This is a genomic window from Amycolatopsis orientalis DSM 40040 = KCTC 9412, assembly GCF_000478275.1.
GTDB classification, from domain to species: Bacteria; Actinomycetota; Actinomycetes; order Mycobacteriales; family Pseudonocardiaceae; genus Amycolatopsis; species Amycolatopsis orientalis.
This window is the reverse complement of record NZ_ASJB01000015.1, coordinates 173,383-189,234: the sequence shown is the minus strand read 5'-3', so window position 1 is coordinate 189,234 and position 15,852 is coordinate 173,383. Positions and strand designations below refer to the sequence as shown.

Sequence of the window (15,852 nt, the reverse complement as noted above, 5' to 3'; positions counted from 1 at the left end):
AAATGACCGTACGCGTGAACTCGCCCCGGCCGGAGGCCCCGCGATCGCGGTGGCAGGGCGCCTTTCGTCCGGACGTGACGTGACTTACCGGCCGGCGCCCTGCCGACGTCGATCGCGGCCGCGAGTTCACCACCAGACAATGAGGTAGTAATGAAAGCCAGTCCAGGGTCCCGCCGCGCCGAACTGCTCGCCCTGGCGGCGAAGCTGTTCGCCGAGCGCGGTTATGTCTCGACCACCGTGCGGGACATCGCGGACGCGGCCGGAATCCTTTCGGGCAGCCTCTACCACCATTTCGACTCGAAGGAGTCGATGGCCGACGAGATCCTCACCGGTTTCCTCGACGAACTCTTCGGCGCCTACGCCGAGATCGTCGCGGAAGGGAAAGGCCCGAGGGAAACCCTCGAGGCCGTCGTCGTGGCCTCGTTCGAATCCATTCACCGGCGGCCCGCCGAGGTGGCGATCTACCAATCCGAGGCGAAGCACCTGATGCAGTTGCCGCGGTTCGGCTACCTCAACGACCGCAACACCGAATTCCGCAAACTGTGGAACGGGATCCTCACCGACGGGATCGCGGTCGGCGTGTTCCGCGAGGACCTCGACGTCGAACTCACCTACCGGTTCATCCGCGACACCGTCTGGGTGGCGGTGCGCTGGTACAACCCCGGCGGCACGCTGAGCGCGGACGACGTCGCGCAGCAGTACCTCGGGATCCTGCTGGACGGCATCGCGACGAAGACAAGGAGACGCCGTGGCTGAGGCATATGTGCTGGACGCGGTCCGGACCCCGGTCGGCAAACGCGGGGGATCGCTCAGTGCCGTCCATCCCGCCGATCTCGGCGCCCACGTCATCCAGGCCGTCGTCGAGCGGGCGGGGGTCGAGGCCGACCTGGTCGACGACGTCATCCTCGGCTGTTGCGACACACTCGGGCCGCAGTCCGGGAACATCGCGCGGACGGCATGGCTCGCGACGGGTTTCGGGCACCACGTGCCGGGCGTGACGATCGACCGGCAGTGCGGTTCGAGCCAGCAGGCCGTGCATTTCGCCGCACAGGCGGTGCTGTCGGGGACGATGGATCTCGTCCTCGCGGGCGGCGTGCAGAACATGAGCGCCATCCCGATCAGCGCGGCGATGCTGGCCGGGCGCGAGTACGGCTTCGAAGACCCGTTCTCCGGCTCGAAGGGCTGGCAGGAGCGCTACGGCAGCGTCGAGGTCTCGCAGTTCCGCAGTGCCGACATGATCGCGGAGCACTGGGATCTGACCCGCGAGGCGATGGAGGAGTACGCCTTCCGCAGTCATCAGCGGGCGATCGCGGCCATCGACGAAGGCCGGTTCGCCGCCGAGATCACGCCGTTCGCCGGTGCCGGCCTGGACGAGGGGCCCAGGCGCGACACCAGTCCGGAGCGGATGGCCGGGCTGAAACCGCTGAGCGAGGGCTCGCGCATCACCGCGGCCGTGGCCAGCCAGATCTCGGACGGTGCCAGCGCGACGCTCATCGCGTCGGAGAAGTTCGTCGAGGAACACGGCCTCGCGCCGCGCGCGCGGATCCACCATCTTTCGGTGCGGGCGGCCGATCCGGTGTGGATGCTGACCGGGCCCATCCCGGCGACCGCGCACGCCCTGCGGAAGACCGGGCTGAGCATCGACGACATCGACCTGTTCGAGGTCAACGAAGCGTTCGCGAGCGTCGTCCTGGCGTGGATCGAGGAGACGGGTGCCGATCCGGAGCGCGTCAACGTCAACGGTGGCGGGATCGCCCTCGGGCATCCCATCGGGGCGACCGGGACGAAACTGTTCGCGACCCTGCTGCACGAACTCGAACGACGCGGCGGGCGATACGGGCTGCAGACGATGTGCGAAGGCGGCGGCACGGCGAACGTGACGATCATCGAGCGGCTCTGAGCTCCAGCCCGCCCCATACGGCGAGCGCCAGGGCGCTGAAACCCGCGCCCAGCAGGCAAACACCGGTCCAGCCAGCGACGGCGTAGACGGCCGTCGAACCGATGGCTCCCACGCCGCTGCCGACCGAGTAGAAGATCATGTACCCGCCGATCAGTCTGCTGCCCGCGTCCGGGCGGAGCGGGTAGATCAGGGTCTGGCTCGTGACGTGCACGGCCTGGACGGCGAGGTCGAGCAGGATGGCACCCGCGACCAGGGCCCACAGTGACGCGCGCGTGAAACCCAGCGGTAGCCAGGAAAGCAGGAGCAGGCCCAGCGCCATCCCGGTCGTCCACCGCGCCCGGCCGCGGTCCGCGAGCCGTCCGGCGGGCGCCGCCGCCAGCGCGCCCGCCGCCCCGGCCAGCCCGAACGCGCCGATGGCGGTGTGCGAGAGGCCGTCCTCGCTGAGCGGCAAGGCGACCGAACTCCACAGGGTGCCGAACGCGGCGAAGATCAGCAGGGCGAGCGTCCCGCGTACCCGGAAGACCCGTTCCTCGGCGAAGAGGGACAGGGTGGAACGCAGCAACCGCCCGTAGTTCATGCCCCCTCCGGCGGAAGGCGACGCGGGCAGCACGCGGTACAGCACGACCGCGATCAGCACCGTCACCCCCGCGGAGGCGAGGTACACCGCGCGCCAGCCGGCGATGTCGGCCAGCGTGCCCGACACCGTGCGCGCGAGCAGGATCCCGAGGACGACACCGGTGGTCACGAGGCCGACCACGCGCCCGCGTCCGGCGGGGGAGGCCAGCGACGCGGCGAACGCGACGAGGAGCTGCGTGACCACCGCGAGCACACCGATCGCCGCCATCCCGGCGAGCAGTACCCCGCCGTTCGCGGCGGTCGCGGCGACCAGTTCGGCGAGGGCCAGCAGCGTCAGCAGCCCGGTGACGAGCCGCCGCCGGTCGAGCAGGTCACCGAGCGGGACCAGGAAAAACAGGCCCAGGCCGTAGCCGAGCTGCGTGAGCGTGACGATGGCGCCCACGGTCGAGGCGGCGATCCCGAGATCGGTGCCCATGGTGACCAGTAACGGCTGGGCGAAGTAGATCGTGGCGACGGCCGTACCGGCGGCCACGGCGAACAGCAGGACGACTCCGCGGCGCACAGACCCTCCATGGTGGTTTCAACTTGCTACCACTCGGACGGTAGAGCATGCCGGTTGTAAGATGCAACCATGGTGAAACGGACGACGTTCGACGACGCTTCGTGCCCGGTGGCGCGTTCGGTCGACACGATCGGCGACTGGTGGTCGCTCCTGATCGTGCGCGACGCCCTCGACGGCGTCCGCCGCTTCGGCGAGTTCCAGCGCAGCCTGGGCGTCGCGAAGAACATCCTGTCCGCCAGGCTGCGCGCGCTGGTGGGACACGGCGTACTCGACGTGGTCCCGGCTTCGGACGGGAGCACGTACAGCGAATACGTCCTGACGGCCAAGGGGCGCGACCTGTTCCCGGTGATCGTCGCGTTGCGACAGTGGGGCGAGGCGCATTTCTTCACCACGGGGGAGCCGCGGTCGGAGCTGGTGGACCGTGACGGCCGTCGTCCGCTGCGAGCGCTCGAAGTCCACGCCTCGGACGGACGCGTCGTCGGCCCGGAGGACACGGTGGTCCTGAAAGCAAAAGACTCGTGAGTGGTAATGACGGTTAGAACCGTCTGTCCTGTTTCAAGACATCGTGAACAGTTTTCTCTCATGGCATCACCGCTCACGAGACCAGAGGGGCCCTTCCGGGTGAGTCAAGCCCGGAAGGGCCCCGTCTGCCGCGGGAAACCCGGAGAACGGGGGGCCGGCGGTGCCCGAATCACCGTCGGTCCCGCTACTCCCGGCGTCCCCAAGGGTGGCGGTGGGCGCGGAGGCCCAGCGACCCACCGCCACCTAGTGGGACCGCGGCCGCCGCGCGCGGCCCCGGTCCTCGTCGCGAACCCGGGTCACCCGGCGGGAACGCGAGCCCAGGGCATCTCCTCCTGTGCGGGTACGGCCGCGGTCGGGGTGTCGGACAGGAAGTCCCGCTCGAACGGGGCCAGGATGTCCTCCCCGATCGGCGTCCCGTCCCCGCCCGAAGCGACGGCGGCGGCGAACGACGGCTCGGCGGGAACAGGAGCGGGCGCGGGGAACACCGGCTCGGGCACCGGCAGCCGCCGGTCGAGTTCGGCGGTCCAGTGGATCATCGCCTTCGGCCGGTCCCAGCCCGCCGCGCCGATGAGCCTGCCGTCGCGGACGAAACCGGTGACCCCGTCGGAAAGTTCGATCGTGTCCTTGCCGAGCGACGGCATCCCCACGGTCTGCAGTCGCGCGTCGTACAGCGACGACCAGGCACGGGGGAGCGGGGTGTACGGCCGTGCGTTGGCCCGGCCGAGCATCAGGCTCTCCGCGGCCGCGCGCCCGGATTCGACACCGTTCATCCAGTGCTCGACCCGGCGCGGCGTCTCGTCGATCCGCAGGTTCGGCCACTTCGCGACGTCCCCGGCGACCACGACGTCCTCCGCCCCGACGGCGTACAGGGTCGACTCGCACAGGACACCGTCGTCGATGGTCAGCCCCGAGCCGCGCATCCAGTCGACGGCCGGCACGCTGCCGATCGAGAGCACCACGCAGCTGGCCACCAGGAACTGGTTGTTGGTCAGGTGCAGCCCGACCGTCTCCTTGGTGCTGATCCAGTTCCGCACCTCGGTGTTCATCGCCAGCTTGGCCCGATGGTGCTGGTGTTCCTTCGTCAGCGCCGCCGAGATCCGCTCCCCGAAGCGGTGCAACGGCGCCTTCGCGTGGCCGATCAGGGTGACATCGCGGCCCATGTACCGCATCGACGCGGCGAACTCGTTCCCGATCAGCCCGCTGCCGATCACCACGACGGATTTGTTGCTGTTCCCCAAGGCACGCCGGACGGCGAGTGAATCCTCCACCGTCCGCAGGACCCGTACCCGGGGGTCGTGCCGCGGCGAGCCGGGAAGATGCCGGGGGTAGACACCGGTGGCGACGATCAGGCCGTCGTACCACAGGGATTCCCCGCCCGGCAGATGCACCGTGCGTTCCTTGGTGTCGAGCCAGGTCGCGCGCGTGCCGAGTCGCCAGTGGACGTCCAGGTCGAGATAGGGCTCCAGGCTCGCGGCCACCGGCTTCACCCCGCCGGTGATGAGTTCCTTCGACACCATCGGCCGGTGATACGGCTTCCGGGGCTCGTCGCCGACCAGGACGATCTCACCGTCGAAACCGAGTTCTCGCAGGCGTTCCGCGGACCGGAGCCCGGCGACGCCTGCTCCGACGATGACGATCCGATCTCCGTCACTCATCGTCGTACGCCCCTTCTCCCTTGACTCTGATGGCTTGTTTCGGGCAGAGCCGGGCGGCGGAGATGGCCTGGTCCAGACCATCGCGGTCGACCATCCGGCGGATGCGGAGTTTGCCGTCCGGCCCGATCTTGAAGGTGGCGGGCGCCTCCATCTCGCAGAAGCCGAAGATCTCGCACCGCTCGTTGTCGACGCTGACGCGGGTGCCGCGCCGTACGCTTCCGAAGATCATTTTTCGTTTCTCCAAGTCGTTTCGCGGCTCGTCAGACCAGTTCCTCGACCAGGCCCAGCCGTTCGAGGTACCGGGTGGGCGTGAACCGCAGCGCGGTCAGCAGCACCGCGGGGACCAGCAGCGTGATCCCGCCGAACCACAGCAGGCCGAGATGGCCGTTGGCCATGGCGCCGAAGAACGAATGCAGCGCCGTGATCGCGACCGCCGGGTAGGCGAGCCGGTGGATCCACAGAAAGCGCCGATAGGAGCTGAACCGGCTGATCCCGCCGGTCAGGGCGATGGCGATCATGACCTCGAGGCCGACGACGCCGAGTTCGTGCCGCGCCAGCGTGCCCGGCAGGAGCGGGATCGTGACCTGCGCCAGGGTGAAACCGTCGGGCAGGAACAGGAACGACATCGCGTGCACGACACCGAACGACAGCGTCAGGATGCCGAGCACCATATGGGAATTGCGCAGTGCCTTGCGCCCGGTCAGCGATTTGATCCAGCCGGTCGCGGTGAACACGCCCCAGCACAGGGTGAGGCACATGAAGCCGTACGAGATCCGGGCGGAGGTCTGCGCCATGCCCTTGATGCCGGGGTCGGTGTCGGTTTTCTGGGTCAGGACGATCACCACCTCGGACCACTGGTCAAACATTGATCTCTCCTGGGGCACTGGGAACCAGTTCTGGTTCGGCTGCGGCCGCGCGTTTGCGGGTCCGGGTGTTCTTGCTGCGCAGGGTCCGGATGGCGAAGAACAACCCGCCGCCGAGCACCACCGCGAGCAGCAGGCCGAGGGCGAAGTCGCCGAAACCGACGTCCATCGCTGCGTTGGCCGTGTTCGACTGCGGGACCGGGGCTTCCGGCAGCAGCGAATGGTCGACGACGCCGGTGCTCTCCAGCAGGGTCATATGCCGCAGCACCGCCTGGTTGGCCGTGGTGGCGTAGTCGCGCATGACGTCGTTGCGGGTGCCGGCCCTGACCTGCGCGATGATGGGGAAGAGCACACCATGCGCGTACCGGAGGCGGTTGGCGAAGATCCGGTCGAATTCGCTGTCGTCGCGGGCCGCCTTCATCTCGCCGAGCCAGGCCGACTGCTGATCCGAAGGTTCGCGCGGCAGGGCGACGCCGAACCGGTCGGCGATGGCGTGCGTCGCGGTGTCGAGCCTGCCGTGGTCGATCATCAGTTTCCGGCCGACTTCGCGGGTCCGCTGGCTCTTCCCGCGTTCCTGCGCCCACATCCCGGCGGGCATTTCCCACAACCCGGCCAGTTTGACGTTGACGATCAGGTTCTTGTCCGCGGCGGAAAGTTCCTGGGCGTGCGCGTCGTCGACCGGGCCGAGCAGCGTCACCGCGGCCATCGTCAGCAGGACGAGCAGCAGGCGGGAGAACCGGGAGAGGACCGGACCGGTGGTTTCACCGGGGAGGTCAGATGCCGAGGTCATCGGCCTGCCAGGTGTCCGCGGTGAGCAGCACTTTCGTGCCGTCGGGCTTGACCGGGAACCACGCGTCGTCGACGCCCTGCCCGCCGGTGTCGCCGGGCATCGCGTCCTTCGCGTTGCGGTAGAGCGGCCAGCCGGCGAGCGTGACCTGCTCGGTGCCGTCGTCCCTGGTCACGGTGCCGACCAGGGCGCGATCGATCCCGGTCACCACGAGGTTCCCGTCGGCCTTGGCGGGAATCCAGGTCCGTGCGCAGGTTTCGGTGCAATTCGACTTCGGCGGATTGACCGTGTCCTTGTCGTAGCGGTAAAGCGTGAAGCCATTGGTGTCGGTGACCATCGGTCCGAGATCGAACAGATTCGCCGCCGTCACGCCGGGGGCCGGTTCGGCCGAGGGATCGGGCATTCCGGGGATTTCCGCCGCGCCGGCGGCGGGGGCCGCGCCCGGAGAGCCGTTCGGTCCCGCGGTACCGGTGGTGCAGGCCGCGGTCAACGCGATCGCGGCTAACGTGAGGGTCAGAGGTATGACCGAGCGTGACACGGGGTTCACGGAAATCCTCCTGTCGGGGCCAGAGGAGAACGCCATCGCCGCGGGGTGATGGTGTGCAGGCGCGTTTAACTCCACTGTGGACAGTCGTGGTCCACGGTGGATTCGGCGGTGCGGGGGACAGCGCCGGGTCGGGGGTCTTCGGTAGGGGATACGGTCACGAGTCGGGAACGGTTCAAAAAACTTTCCCGCGTGCGAGAACCGGGGCGGATCGGTTTTGGTACTGGACTTATCGCCCCTGGGCACACAAAGATGTGCCGCGTGGGACGCCACTCTCGGATACTGCAGCCAATAGTCGATCATGAACCCGCTTCGAACGGGCATGACGACCTCATCAGGGCGTTGTACCAGGAGTTCGGATCGAGCCTGATGGCGTTCGTGCTGAAGCTGACCGGCCACGATCGCCAGTGGGCCGAGGACGTGGTCCAGGAGACGCTCATCAAGGCGTGGCGCAACGCCGGCAAGCTCGACCGGCAGCCCGAAATGCTGCGCGCGTGGCTTTTCACCGTGGCCAGGCGCATTGTCATCGACGGCTGGCGGAGCCGGAGTGCCCGCCCTCAAGAGGTGGAGGAACTGGAGTCGGATTCGATCGGCGTGCCGGACGAGTCGGAGAAGACGCTCGCGGCCATGATCGTTTATGAGGCCCTGCGCAATCTTTCTCCGGAACAACGAGAAGCCGTTCAGCAGACCTACCTGCGTGACCGCACCGTGAACGAGGTCGCGGCGACGCTGGGGGTCCCGCCGGGTACGGTGAAATCGCGGATCCACCATGCCGTGCGCGCGTTGCGCAGGGCGCTGCAGGAGCGGGGGTGAGCGAGGTGTCCGGAGTGCCGCACACGGATATCGCCGCCTACGTGCTGGGCGTCCTCGGCGAGGAGGATCACGCCAGGTTCGAGGCGCATCTGCTGGAGTGCCCCGAGTGCCAGGTCGAGCTGGTGGAGATGTACCACCTGCCCGACATCCTGGACATGGTCAAGAAGAGCTGGCCGGACCCGCCCGTGAAGGGGCCGGGGCCGCGAGTGCTGCGGATGCTGCTCGCCGACGCGGCCAAGGCGGGCCGCCGTCGCAAGGTCATCCGGCTCGCGACGGCCGCCGCCGTGCTCGTGCTCGTCGTCGGCGGGCCGCTCACCGTGCTTTCGCTCACCGACCGTGAACCCGGCATCACGCAGGCCGCGCCCACCGTCGTCACCTCGGTGCCGTCCTCGTCGCCGCCGAGGTCGACCGGCCCGGACGGCGGCGCCGCCCCGTTCGGCTGGTCCGAGGCGGGCAACGCGGTCGCCGCCGAGGTCACGGTCCAGGAGAAGGAGTGGGGCAGCGCGGTCGAACTCGAACTGCGCGGTCTCACCGGGCCGATGACCTGCCAGCTCTTCGCCTACTCCCACGGCGGAGAGGCCTATGTGGTCAACAACTGGAGTGTGCCGTCCAAGGGATACGGCGTCCCCGGTTCCCCGGACCCCCTCGTCGTCACCGGCTCGACGGCGTTGCAGAAGGCCGACATCGAGCGCTTCGAGGTGCACAAGCAGGACGGCACCGTCCTGGCCATCGTGCGCCGATAGTTTATAACGGAAAGATAACGGCGCGGTCGCGTTTTGAACCGGCCTCCTCGTGGAACCGTATCTCTCAGTAGCCGGATCTCCCTCGGCGGGCGAACAGAAGGTTCGCCGCGAATTCGGTAATCGACGTATTCGACAAATGCGTGGCTCATGACTGGGCGCGAGTGTTTTCCGTGCCCGGAAACGAATGAGGTGAGCAAGTCAATGGCACGAAATCAAGGGCGCCATCGTATCGCCCGCAGGACCAAGATCGCGACCGCGGTGCTGGGCCTGTCGATCGCGGTCGGCGGACTGGTGGTCTCCACCACGACCGGCGACCCCGGCAGCGCCTCCGCGGACGAGGTGGACAAGTCGCAGTTCGTGGACATCACCAAGGTGCGGCCGAACGTCGACAAGCCGGAGCCGGGACGGAACGCGTCAACGGGCTCGTTCACCGTCGACTGCGGCAAGAACGAGAACGGGCATTTCAATCCCGACAACTTCATCGCGCAGCCGGGTATCCGCAACGGTGCCCAGCATCTGCACGACTACGTGGGAAACCTTTCCACGAACGCGGATTCGAACAACAACAGCCTGCTGGGCGCCGGTACCACCTGTGCGAACGGTGACGAGTCGGCGTACTTCTGGCCGGTGGTGCGGATCGACACCGAAGAGGAGGGTGAGCAGAACCAGGACGGCCAGAACCAGCAGAATCAGAATCAGCAGAATCAGCAGCAGGGTGGTCGCGATCAGCAGCGGCAGGGCGACCGCGACTCCGGTGGCGGCGGGCAGCAGCCTCAGGGTGACCGTGACCAGAACCGTGACGGTGACCGGAATCGGCAGCAGGACCGGAACAATCAGCAGGACCAGCAGGACCAGCAGGACCAGCAGAACAACGATCAGCAGAACAACAACCAGAACCAGAACCAGGACGACAACGAGCAGGGCCAGGCCCAGCTGGAAGAGCCGAACGCGGACAACGAACTTGCCGGCAACGACGGTGAGATCCAGCGTCCCGCCGTCGTCGACATCACCTTCAAGGGCAACGCCCAGGAGAAGGTGAAGGAGATGCCGAAGTTCCTCCGGATCCTTTACGGTGACGCGAAGGTCACCGCGAACGGCCCCGCCAACGCGCGGGAAAGCTGGACCTGCACCGGTTTCGAGGACAGGGTCATCAAGCAGTACCCGATCTGTCCCGAGGGCAGTGACGTCAAGCGGGTGCACACCTTCCCGAGCTGTCTCGACGGCAACAACATCGACAGCGAGAACCACCGTGACCACATCAAGTATCCGAACGAGAACGGCGAATGCGCGAACGGCCTGACCGCCGTTCCCGAGCTGACGATCTCGCTGACCTACAAGATCCCCAGGGAGATCCAGGTCGCCGGACAGTACAAAGTGGACTCGTTCCCCGAAGAGGATCACAACCCCTTCTCCGATCACGACGATTTCGCGAACGTGATGTCGGATCAGATCATGGATCGTCTGGTCGATTGCGTCAACGAGGGTCGCAAGTGCCGCGAATAGCGCGCTGAAGATTCTTTCCGAACATCTGAGGAGACTTCCCTCGGCGTGCCGGACACTGTCCATAGTGTACCTGTTTGCGCGGTGATGCTGTTGCACGCCAAGGGAAAGTCTCCTCGTTTTCGTGTGAAGTGATCGGGGTCACGCGAGTTTTCTTCACTGAAACAGGTGACAATCGCGGCCGATCGGGTTTATCGTTCAACTCGGAACAACGCACGAAGTTCACAACTCCAGGAGAGATTCCCCGAAATGATCGGGTCGTAGTCGTCCCCGGTTCACTCCGACGGCCGGGGCGGTTCAACGGAAGCGAGAACCGGCGAACAGGAGGAAGATACTCCGGCCCGGCGGGTCCCCCCTACACCTCACCCACCCGCCGGGCCGGCCCTACTCGGAAACGATCGACACAACTGAAAAACGCTCCGCAAGCGTTCACCCGCCCTGCCGGCGGCCTCCCGAGGAGGCCCGCCGGCAGGGTTTTTCGGTAGGTTGACGGCATGGGTGATCAGAAAGACCGCATGCTGCGCGGTGAGTTGTACCGCGACAACGACCCTGAACTGGTCGCGGACCGCAGGCGTGCGCAGGCACTTGTCGACCGGTTCAACGGTACGGGCGCCGAGGAGACCGGTGAGCGGGACACGATTCTTCGTGAGCTGCTGGGAAAACTCGGTGAGGGTTCCTGGATCATGCCGCGGTTCCAGTGCGACTACGGCTATCTGATCGAGATCGGCGCCAACAGCTTCCTCAACTACGACGCCATCCTGCTCGACTGCGCCCCGATCAAGATCGGCTCGGACTGCTCGATCGGCCCGCGCTGTCAGCTGCTGACCGCGCTGCATCCCATGGAGGACCACGAACTGCGGCGAGCCCGCTGGGAATCGGCCGCCCCGATCACCATCGGGGACAACGTCTGGTTCGGCGGCGGCGTCATCGTCTGCGCCGGGGTCACCATCGGGGACGACACCGTGGTGGGCGCGGGCAGCGTCGTCACCCGCGATCTGCCGTCGAAGGTGTTCGCCGCGGGCAACCCGGCGCGGGTCATCCGGGAATTGTGAGACTCACCCGTGCCTGGGCCTCGTGAGTGGTAATGACGGTTCTAACCGTCATTACCACTCACGAGGCCCAGGCACGGGCGTGGTCAGGCTTCGAGGAGGTCCCGCAGCGCCTCGGTGAACTGCGCCGGATTCCGCTGCGGCGCCAGATGGGCCCCGGGCATCTCGGTGAAGGGCAGCCCCAGTTCCAGCGCGAGGATCTTCGCGGGCTGGTAGTGGTAATGCCCTCGGCTGCCGACGCCGGCGACCGGGAAGATCTCGGTACTGGCCTTCCGCAGCGCCCGCAGGTCGGGAAGGTAGTCGAGGATCTCGGCCAGCTCGCGGCCGAACAGCCGCTTCCAGTCCTCCTCGTTCGGCAGCCGGATCGCGCGCAGTTCGGGCAGCGCGGCGCCGGCGATCCCGTCGGTGAACCGTTTGAACGCCCCCATCAGGTCGCCCGCCTGCGCGAGCCGGACCTGGGCGTTGGCCTCGTCGAGCCAGCCGAGCGCGTCCGGGAGCAGCTGGACGGCGGGGGGTTCGTGGGCGACCAGCACGCTCACCGCGCCGGGATGCCGCGCGACGAGGTCGAGACCGATGAGCGCGCCCGCGCTGGTCCCGAACACGTTGGCGGGCCCGCCCCCGACATGCTGGAGGACGGCGTAGGCGTCGTCGGCCTGCTTCGGCACACTCACCGGGCCGGTGCTGGTGTCGGAGCTGCGGAAGTGACCGCGCCGGTCGTAGGTGACGACCGTGTAGTCGTCGGCGAGCAGCTTCGTCATCGCCCGGAAGGTGTCCGCCGAGCCCAGCCCACCGGCGATCAGGAGCAGAAGCGGCCCTTCGCCGGTGCTGCGGACGTACAGCTCACCGTCCTCGACCGGACAACGACTCTCCGAGATCATGGTCGAAGTCAAGCACAGCGTGCTCGCCCCTCACCCGGAGGCCAGCCGCCGCAGGATGCCGGTGGCGTCGGCCACCATGGTCTCGATCAGCTCGCCGACCCCGGGCAGGTCGCCGAGCAGGCCGACGACCTGCCCGGACGCCAGCACCCCGGCGCTCCGGTCGCCCTCGACCAGTCCCGCGCGCAGCAGCATCGGCGTGTTGGCGGCCATCAGCACCTGCGACCACGTCCGGTCACCGCCGCGTTTCATCCGCAGTCCTTCGGTGGCCAGCGAGCGCCACGAGAGCCCGCTCAGCTTCCGGAACTTCGCGGCGTTGCGGACGGCTCTGGCCAGGCCGCTCACCGGACCGGCGGACTCGAGCGCGTCGACCAGTTCCGTCCGGAGGACGCGGTGCGGCATCCCGTCCACCTTGCGGGTGACGACGGTGCCGTTGAGGTCGCGGGCGAGGTACGCCTGCTTGATCTCGTCGGGGACGGTGCTTTCCCTCGTCAGGAGGAACCGGGTGCCCATGGCGACCCCGGCGGCCCCGTACGCGAGCGCGGCGGCCAGGCCCCGGCCGTCGAAGAACCCGCCCGCGGCGACCACCGGGATGTCGACGGCGTCCAGTACCGAGGGCAGCAGCAGGGTCGTCGCCACCCCGCCGGTGTGCCCGCCACCTTCGCCGCCCTGGACGATGACGGCGTCCGCGCCCCAGCCCGCGACCTTCTCCGCGTGCCGTGCCGCGCCGACCGACGGGACGACGAGGACGCCGTTGTCCTTCAGCCGCGTGATCATGTCCTTCTTCGGCGCCAGCGCGAAGGACGCGACCCGGACTTCCTCGGTGATGAGCAGTTCGACCCGGCGCGCGGCGTCTTCGGCGTCCGCGCGGAGGTTGACGCCGAACGGCCGGGACGTGCGGCTCTTGACCTCCTTGATCGCCGCCGCCAGTTCGTCGTAGGTCATCGTCGCGGAGGCGAGGATGCCCAGACCGCCCGCTTCCGCCGTCGCGGAGACCAGCCGCGGTCCGGCGACCCAGCCCATCCCGGTCTGCACGATCGGATGCCGGATCCCGGCCAGTTCGGTCAGCGCGGTCTTCACGACGGCACTTCCTTGTCCCGCGACGACTTCGGATCCAGGCTGGTCCGGATCAGCAGCAGTTCGGTTTCGGTCGGCAGCCGGGATTCCACGACGTCGTCGGTGACCAGCGGGAACGAGGTCGCCGCGACGACCTCGTCCACGGAAACACCCGGGTGCACGGAAAGCAGCCGCGGCGCGTGGTCCTCGCCGCCGAAGTCCAGGACACCGAGGTTGGTGACGACGCGGTGGACGTCGTGATGCCGCAACCCGGCCTCGCGCGCCCTGGCGTGACCGACGCCGGACACGACGTCGACCTGGTCGACGAAGACACGCTTGCTGTGCCGCGGCACCCAGTAGCTGGTGCGGTGGTTGGCGGTGTTGCCCGGTCCGCCGCGGACGCCGAGGAGCTGTTTCTTCGGCCGCGCGTGCTCGCCGATCGCCGAGATGTTCTGGTTGCCTTCGCGGTCGATCTGGTTGGCGCCCATCACCACATGGCGTTTTCCGCTCGGCACCACGGTGTCGAGGACCTTGCGGAACGGCTGCCACCCTTCGACGACGGCTTCGGGCGTCATCAGGTACGCCTCACCGTCGGACAGCAGGAGGTCCGGTTCGAAGGTCAGTCTCGCGAGCCGGGCGCCCAGCGACGGGATGAAACCCATGGGGCTCACCACGATCTCACCGTCACCGCGGAACAACTCGGCGCAGGCCACGACGGCGACCTCGGCGCGGGTGATGTCACTCATGCGGACTCCCCGAATTCTGCGACGGCCTTCTGATAGCGCGCTTCGTCTCCGGACAGGAACCTGTCGACGAATCCCGGCCAGGCGTCGAGATCCTTGGCCGCCTCGGCGTAGTGGCGCTGGAATCGTTCGTCCCGTCCGTAGTCCGGGACGGCGGTGGTGAAATGCGCGCCGTTCGGCGTCTCGGCGACCCCGGTGACGAGCATCCGGCTCAGCAGCAGGCTCTGTACCGGCCCCGCTTCGGTGAGTTCGGCGGTCTCCACGATCTTTTCTGTTGACACGTAACACTTTTCGGCGGCCAGCGCGAACAGTTCGTCGAAATAGGGATCCGGGCCGAGGTACTGCGCGTTGCCCCGGGCGTCGGCGCGGTTGAGGTGGACCAAGGCCGCGTCGAGCTTGAGCGCGGGTACGGCCAGCAGTTCCTCGCCGTCGTCGTACGGAGAGCGGACCGTGCGCAACGACGGGTTCAGGTCCATGACGGCGGAGCCGAGTCCCGCCCGCGTCGGCAGGAACGGAAGTCGTTGTGCCGCGGCGGAAAGACCGGTCCCGAAGACGCCCTCGTCGTACTCGGTGACAGTGATCGTCCCGGATTCCCTGGCGCGGGAGAACCACGGGTCGTACGGGACCGTGTCCAGCGTGACGAAGCCGAAGACCAGGTGCCTGATCTTGCCCGCCGACGCCAGCAGCCCCACGTCCGGACCGCCGTAGGAGACCACGGTGAGGTCCTTGACCGGCGAACGCAGGATCGCGCGCACCAGCGCCATGGGCTTGCGCCGGGAACCCCAGCCGCCGATCCCGATCGTCATCCCGTCGGTGAGTTCGGCGGCGATCTCGTCCGGCGTCATCCGCTTGTCGGTCATCACTTCCCCTTGCCGTCCAAGAACTCCTGGCGTGCCCCGTCGGAGACGCCCGCCAGGTTGAGTTCGAAGGTGAATCCCTGCTCGAAGCGATAGCTGCGGTGCACGGGCTGGACGTCGATGCCGTTGATGGCCTGTTTCGCCGCGCGGATCACACGCGTGTCCTTCGCCGCGATCTGCCGCGCCACGCCGAGCGCGGTCTCGTCGAGTTCTTCCTTCGGCACCACCGCGTAGACCGAACCGTGGTGGTGCAACTGGGCCGCGGTGATCGTCGACGCCGTGTAGTACAGGGCCCGCATCAGATGCTGGGGGACCAGCCGCGCGAGATGGGTCGCCGCGCCCAGCGCGCCACGATCGACTTCGGGAAGCCCGAAGGTCGCGTCGTCACTGGCGACCACGATGTCCGCGTTGCCGACGAGGCCGACCCCGCCGCCGAGACAGAAGCCCCGCACCGCGGCGATCACCGGCACGGCGCAGTCGTAGACGGCGGAGAACGCCGCCGCGCAGCCCTCGTTCGCGCCGATCAGCGCGCCGTACCCCGGATCTCGCTGGATCTCCTTGATGTCGACGCCGGCGTTGAACCCGCGGCCTTCCGCGCGCAGCACCACGACATGCGTCGAGGGATCGCGCCCGGCGTCGGTGACGGCGGAGGCGAGGGCGAACCATCCCTTCACGCTCAGCGCGTTCACCGGGGGCGCGTCGACCGTGACCACGGCGATACCGGGCTCCGGTGAGTGGGTGGAAACGGTCATCGTGCACCCTCCGCAGCTACCAAACCTAGCACTTGCTTGGTACGTTAGCAGGACG

General features: G+C 67.9%; 18 protein-coding genes. 7 read left to right on the top strand and 11 right to left on the bottom strand.

The features are described from left to right. Positions 1 to 150 precede the first annotated feature (150 nt). Positions 151 to 756 carry a TetR/AcrR family transcriptional regulator gene (locus L324_RS03295; protein ID WP_037303976.1) on the top strand — a complete coding sequence of 202 codons (606 nt, stop codon included), beginning with the start codon at positions 151 to 153 and terminating at the stop codon, positions 754 to 756. Beyond that, positions 749 to 1,900, top strand: coding sequence for an acetyl-CoA C-acetyltransferase (locus L324_RS03290; protein ID WP_037303974.1), 1,152 nt, complete (start codon positions 749 to 751; stop codon positions 1,898 to 1,900). The genes L324_RS03295 and L324_RS03290 overlap by 8 nt, the downstream gene beginning before the upstream one ends. On the opposite strand, the gene L324_RS03285 is transcribed toward L324_RS03290, so the two are convergent. Continuing rightward, positions 1,884 to 3,038: an MFS transporter gene (locus tag L324_RS03285; protein WP_037303972.1), complete on the bottom strand. Its 1,155-nt coding sequence runs from the start codon at positions 3,036 to 3,038 to the stop codon at positions 1,884 to 1,886. The two genes, L324_RS03290 and L324_RS03285, sit on opposite strands and share 17 nt — an antisense overlap. A 69-nt stretch (positions 3,039 to 3,107) precedes the next feature. Here L324_RS03285 and L324_RS03280 point away from each other — a divergent pair, with 69 nt between their 5' ends. Further along, entirely contained in the window at positions 3,108 to 3,560 is a 453-nt protein-coding gene (locus L324_RS03280; RefSeq protein WP_037303970.1) for a winged helix-turn-helix transcriptional regulator, read from the top strand. A gap of 296 nt (positions 3,561 to 3,856) precedes the next feature. On the opposite strand, the gene L324_RS03275 is transcribed toward L324_RS03280, so the two are convergent. The 5 genes from L324_RS03275 to L324_RS03255 are packed head-to-tail and all read right to left on the bottom strand — an operon-like array spanning position 3,857 to position 7,412. Further along, positions 3,857 to 5,215 (bottom strand): NAD(P)/FAD-dependent oxidoreductase, encoded by a 1,359-nt coding sequence (locus L324_RS03275; RefSeq protein WP_037303969.1) that lies wholly within the window; start codon positions 5,213 to 5,215, stop codon positions 3,857 to 3,859. After that, the gene (locus tag L324_RS03270; RefSeq protein WP_005164337.1) at positions 5,208 to 5,444 is read right to left on the bottom strand and encodes a ferredoxin; all 237 of its coding nucleotides are present in this window, start codon (positions 5,442 to 5,444) and stop codon (positions 5,208 to 5,210) included. Before L324_RS03270 ends, L324_RS03275 begins: the two co-directional genes overlap by 8 nt. Positions 5,445 to 5,475: 31 nt before the next feature. Beyond that, the gene (locus L324_RS03265) at positions 5,476 to 6,081 is read right to left on the bottom strand and encodes a ferric reductase-like transmembrane domain-containing protein (protein ID WP_037303968.1); all 606 of its coding nucleotides are present in this window, start codon (positions 6,079 to 6,081) and stop codon (positions 5,476 to 5,478) included. Beyond that, entirely contained in the window at positions 6,074 to 6,868 is a 795-nt protein-coding gene (locus L324_RS03260; RefSeq protein WP_037303967.1) for a DUF4142 domain-containing protein, read from the bottom strand. Before L324_RS03260 ends, L324_RS03265 begins: the two co-directional genes overlap by 8 nt. Then, positions 6,852 to 7,412 (bottom strand): hypothetical protein, encoded by a 561-nt coding sequence (locus L324_RS03255; RefSeq protein WP_037303966.1) that lies wholly within the window; start codon positions 7,410 to 7,412, stop codon positions 6,852 to 6,854. The genes L324_RS03260 and L324_RS03255 overlap by 17 nt, the downstream gene beginning before the upstream one ends. A 258-nt stretch (positions 7,413 to 7,670) precedes the next feature. Here L324_RS03255 and L324_RS03250 point away from each other — a divergent pair, with 258 nt between their 5' ends. The 4 genes from L324_RS03250 to L324_RS03235 all read left to right on the top strand — a co-directional run bounded on the left by L324_RS03250 (position 7,671) and on the right by L324_RS03235 (position 11,517). Continuing rightward, positions 7,671 to 8,222, top strand: a complete 552-nt coding sequence (locus tag L324_RS03250) for a sigma-70 family RNA polymerase sigma factor (protein ID WP_034317190.1) — start codon at positions 7,671 to 7,673, stop codon at positions 8,220 to 8,222. Beyond that, positions 8,219 to 8,965: an anti-sigma factor family protein gene (locus tag L324_RS03245; protein ID WP_037303965.1), complete on the top strand. Its 747-nt coding sequence runs from the start codon at positions 8,219 to 8,221 to the stop codon at positions 8,963 to 8,965. Before L324_RS03250 ends, L324_RS03245 begins: the two co-directional genes overlap by 4 nt. 201 nt (positions 8,966 to 9,166) lie before the next feature. After that, complete coding sequence (locus L324_RS03240) at positions 9,167 to 10,468, top strand: DUF1996 domain-containing protein (RefSeq protein ID WP_037303963.1); 1,302 nt, start codon at positions 9,167 to 9,169, stop codon at positions 10,466 to 10,468. 491 nt (positions 10,469 to 10,959) lie between these two features. Further along, the gene (locus tag L324_RS03235; protein WP_037303962.1) at positions 10,960 to 11,517 is read left to right on the top strand and encodes a sugar O-acetyltransferase; all 558 of its coding nucleotides are present in this window, start codon (positions 10,960 to 10,962) and stop codon (positions 11,515 to 11,517) included. Positions 11,518 to 11,600: 83 nt separating this feature from the next. Here L324_RS03235 and L324_RS03230 read toward each other — a convergent pair whose 3' ends face one another. From L324_RS03230 to L324_RS03210, 5 genes are read right to left on the bottom strand one after another with little or no spacing between them, the layout of a single operon-like run. Further along, complete coding sequence (locus tag L324_RS03230) at positions 11,601 to 12,392, bottom strand: alpha/beta fold hydrolase (protein WP_037303961.1); 792 nt, start codon at positions 12,390 to 12,392, stop codon at positions 11,601 to 11,603. A 30-nt stretch (positions 12,393 to 12,422) separates the two neighbouring features. Then, on the bottom strand, positions 12,423 to 13,469 hold the full coding sequence (locus L324_RS03225; RefSeq protein WP_037303959.1) for an NAD(P)H-dependent flavin oxidoreductase: 1,047 nt from the start codon (positions 13,467 to 13,469) through the stop codon (positions 12,423 to 12,425). Beyond that, complete coding sequence (locus L324_RS03220; RefSeq protein ID WP_037303958.1) at positions 13,466 to 14,191, bottom strand: CoA-transferase subunit beta; 726 nt, start codon at positions 14,189 to 14,191, stop codon at positions 13,466 to 13,468. Before L324_RS03220 ends, L324_RS03225 begins: the two co-directional genes overlap by 4 nt. Beyond that, a complete protein-coding gene (locus tag L324_RS03215) occupies positions 14,188 to 15,048 on the bottom strand; it encodes a CoA transferase subunit A (RefSeq protein WP_037303957.1) in 861 nt (286 codons plus the stop codon). Before L324_RS03215 ends, L324_RS03220 begins: the two co-directional genes overlap by 4 nt. After that, complete coding sequence (locus L324_RS03210; RefSeq protein WP_037303955.1) at positions 15,048 to 15,797, bottom strand: enoyl-CoA hydratase family protein; 750 nt, start codon at positions 15,795 to 15,797, stop codon at positions 15,048 to 15,050. Before L324_RS03210 ends, L324_RS03215 begins: the two co-directional genes overlap by 1 nt. Between the last annotated feature and the right edge of the window lie 55 nt (positions 15,798 to 15,852).

Bases quoted from the DNA above. Each gene is read 5' to 3' on its own strand.
- L324_RS03295 (WP_037303976.1), top strand. From the start codon at position 151: ATGAAAGCCAGTCCAGGGTCCCGCCGCGCCGAACTGCTCGCCCTGGCG.
- L324_RS03280 (WP_037303970.1), top strand. From the start codon at position 3,108: ATGGTGAAACGGACGACGTTCGACGACGCTTCGTGCCCGGTGGCGCGT.
- L324_RS03275 (WP_037303969.1), bottom strand. From the start codon at position 5,215: ATGAGTGACGGAGATCGGATCGTCATCGTCGGAGCAGGCGTCGCCGGG.
- L324_RS03270 (WP_005164337.1), bottom strand. From the start codon at position 5,444: ATGATCTTCGGAAGCGTACGGCGCGGCACCCGCGTCAGCGTCGACAAC.
- L324_RS03265 (WP_037303968.1), bottom strand. From the start codon at position 6,081: ATGTTTGACCAGTGGTCCGAGGTGGTGATCGTCCTGACCCAGAAAACC.
- L324_RS03260 (WP_037303967.1), bottom strand. From the start codon at position 6,868: ATGACCTCGGCATCTGACCTCCCCGGTGAAACCACCGGTCCGGTCCTC.
- L324_RS03240 (WP_037303963.1), top strand. From the start codon at position 9,167: ATGGCACGAAATCAAGGGCGCCATCGTATCGCCCGCAGGACCAAGATC.
- L324_RS03235 (WP_037303962.1), top strand. From the start codon at position 10,960: ATGGGTGATCAGAAAGACCGCATGCTGCGCGGTGAGTTGTACCGCGAC.
- L324_RS03230 (WP_037303961.1), bottom strand. From the start codon at position 12,392: ATGATCTCGGAGAGTCGTTGTCCGGTCGAGGACGGTGAGCTGTACGTC.
- L324_RS03220 (WP_037303958.1), bottom strand. From the start codon at position 14,191: ATGAGTGACATCACCCGCGCCGAGGTCGCCGTCGTGGCCTGCGCCGAG.
- L324_RS03215 (WP_037303957.1), bottom strand. From the start codon at position 15,048: ATGACCGACAAGCGGATGACGCCGGACGAGATCGCCGCCGAACTCACC.
- L324_RS03210 (WP_037303955.1), bottom strand. From the start codon at position 15,797: ATGACCGTTTCCACCCACTCACCGGAGCCCGGTATCGCCGTGGTCACG.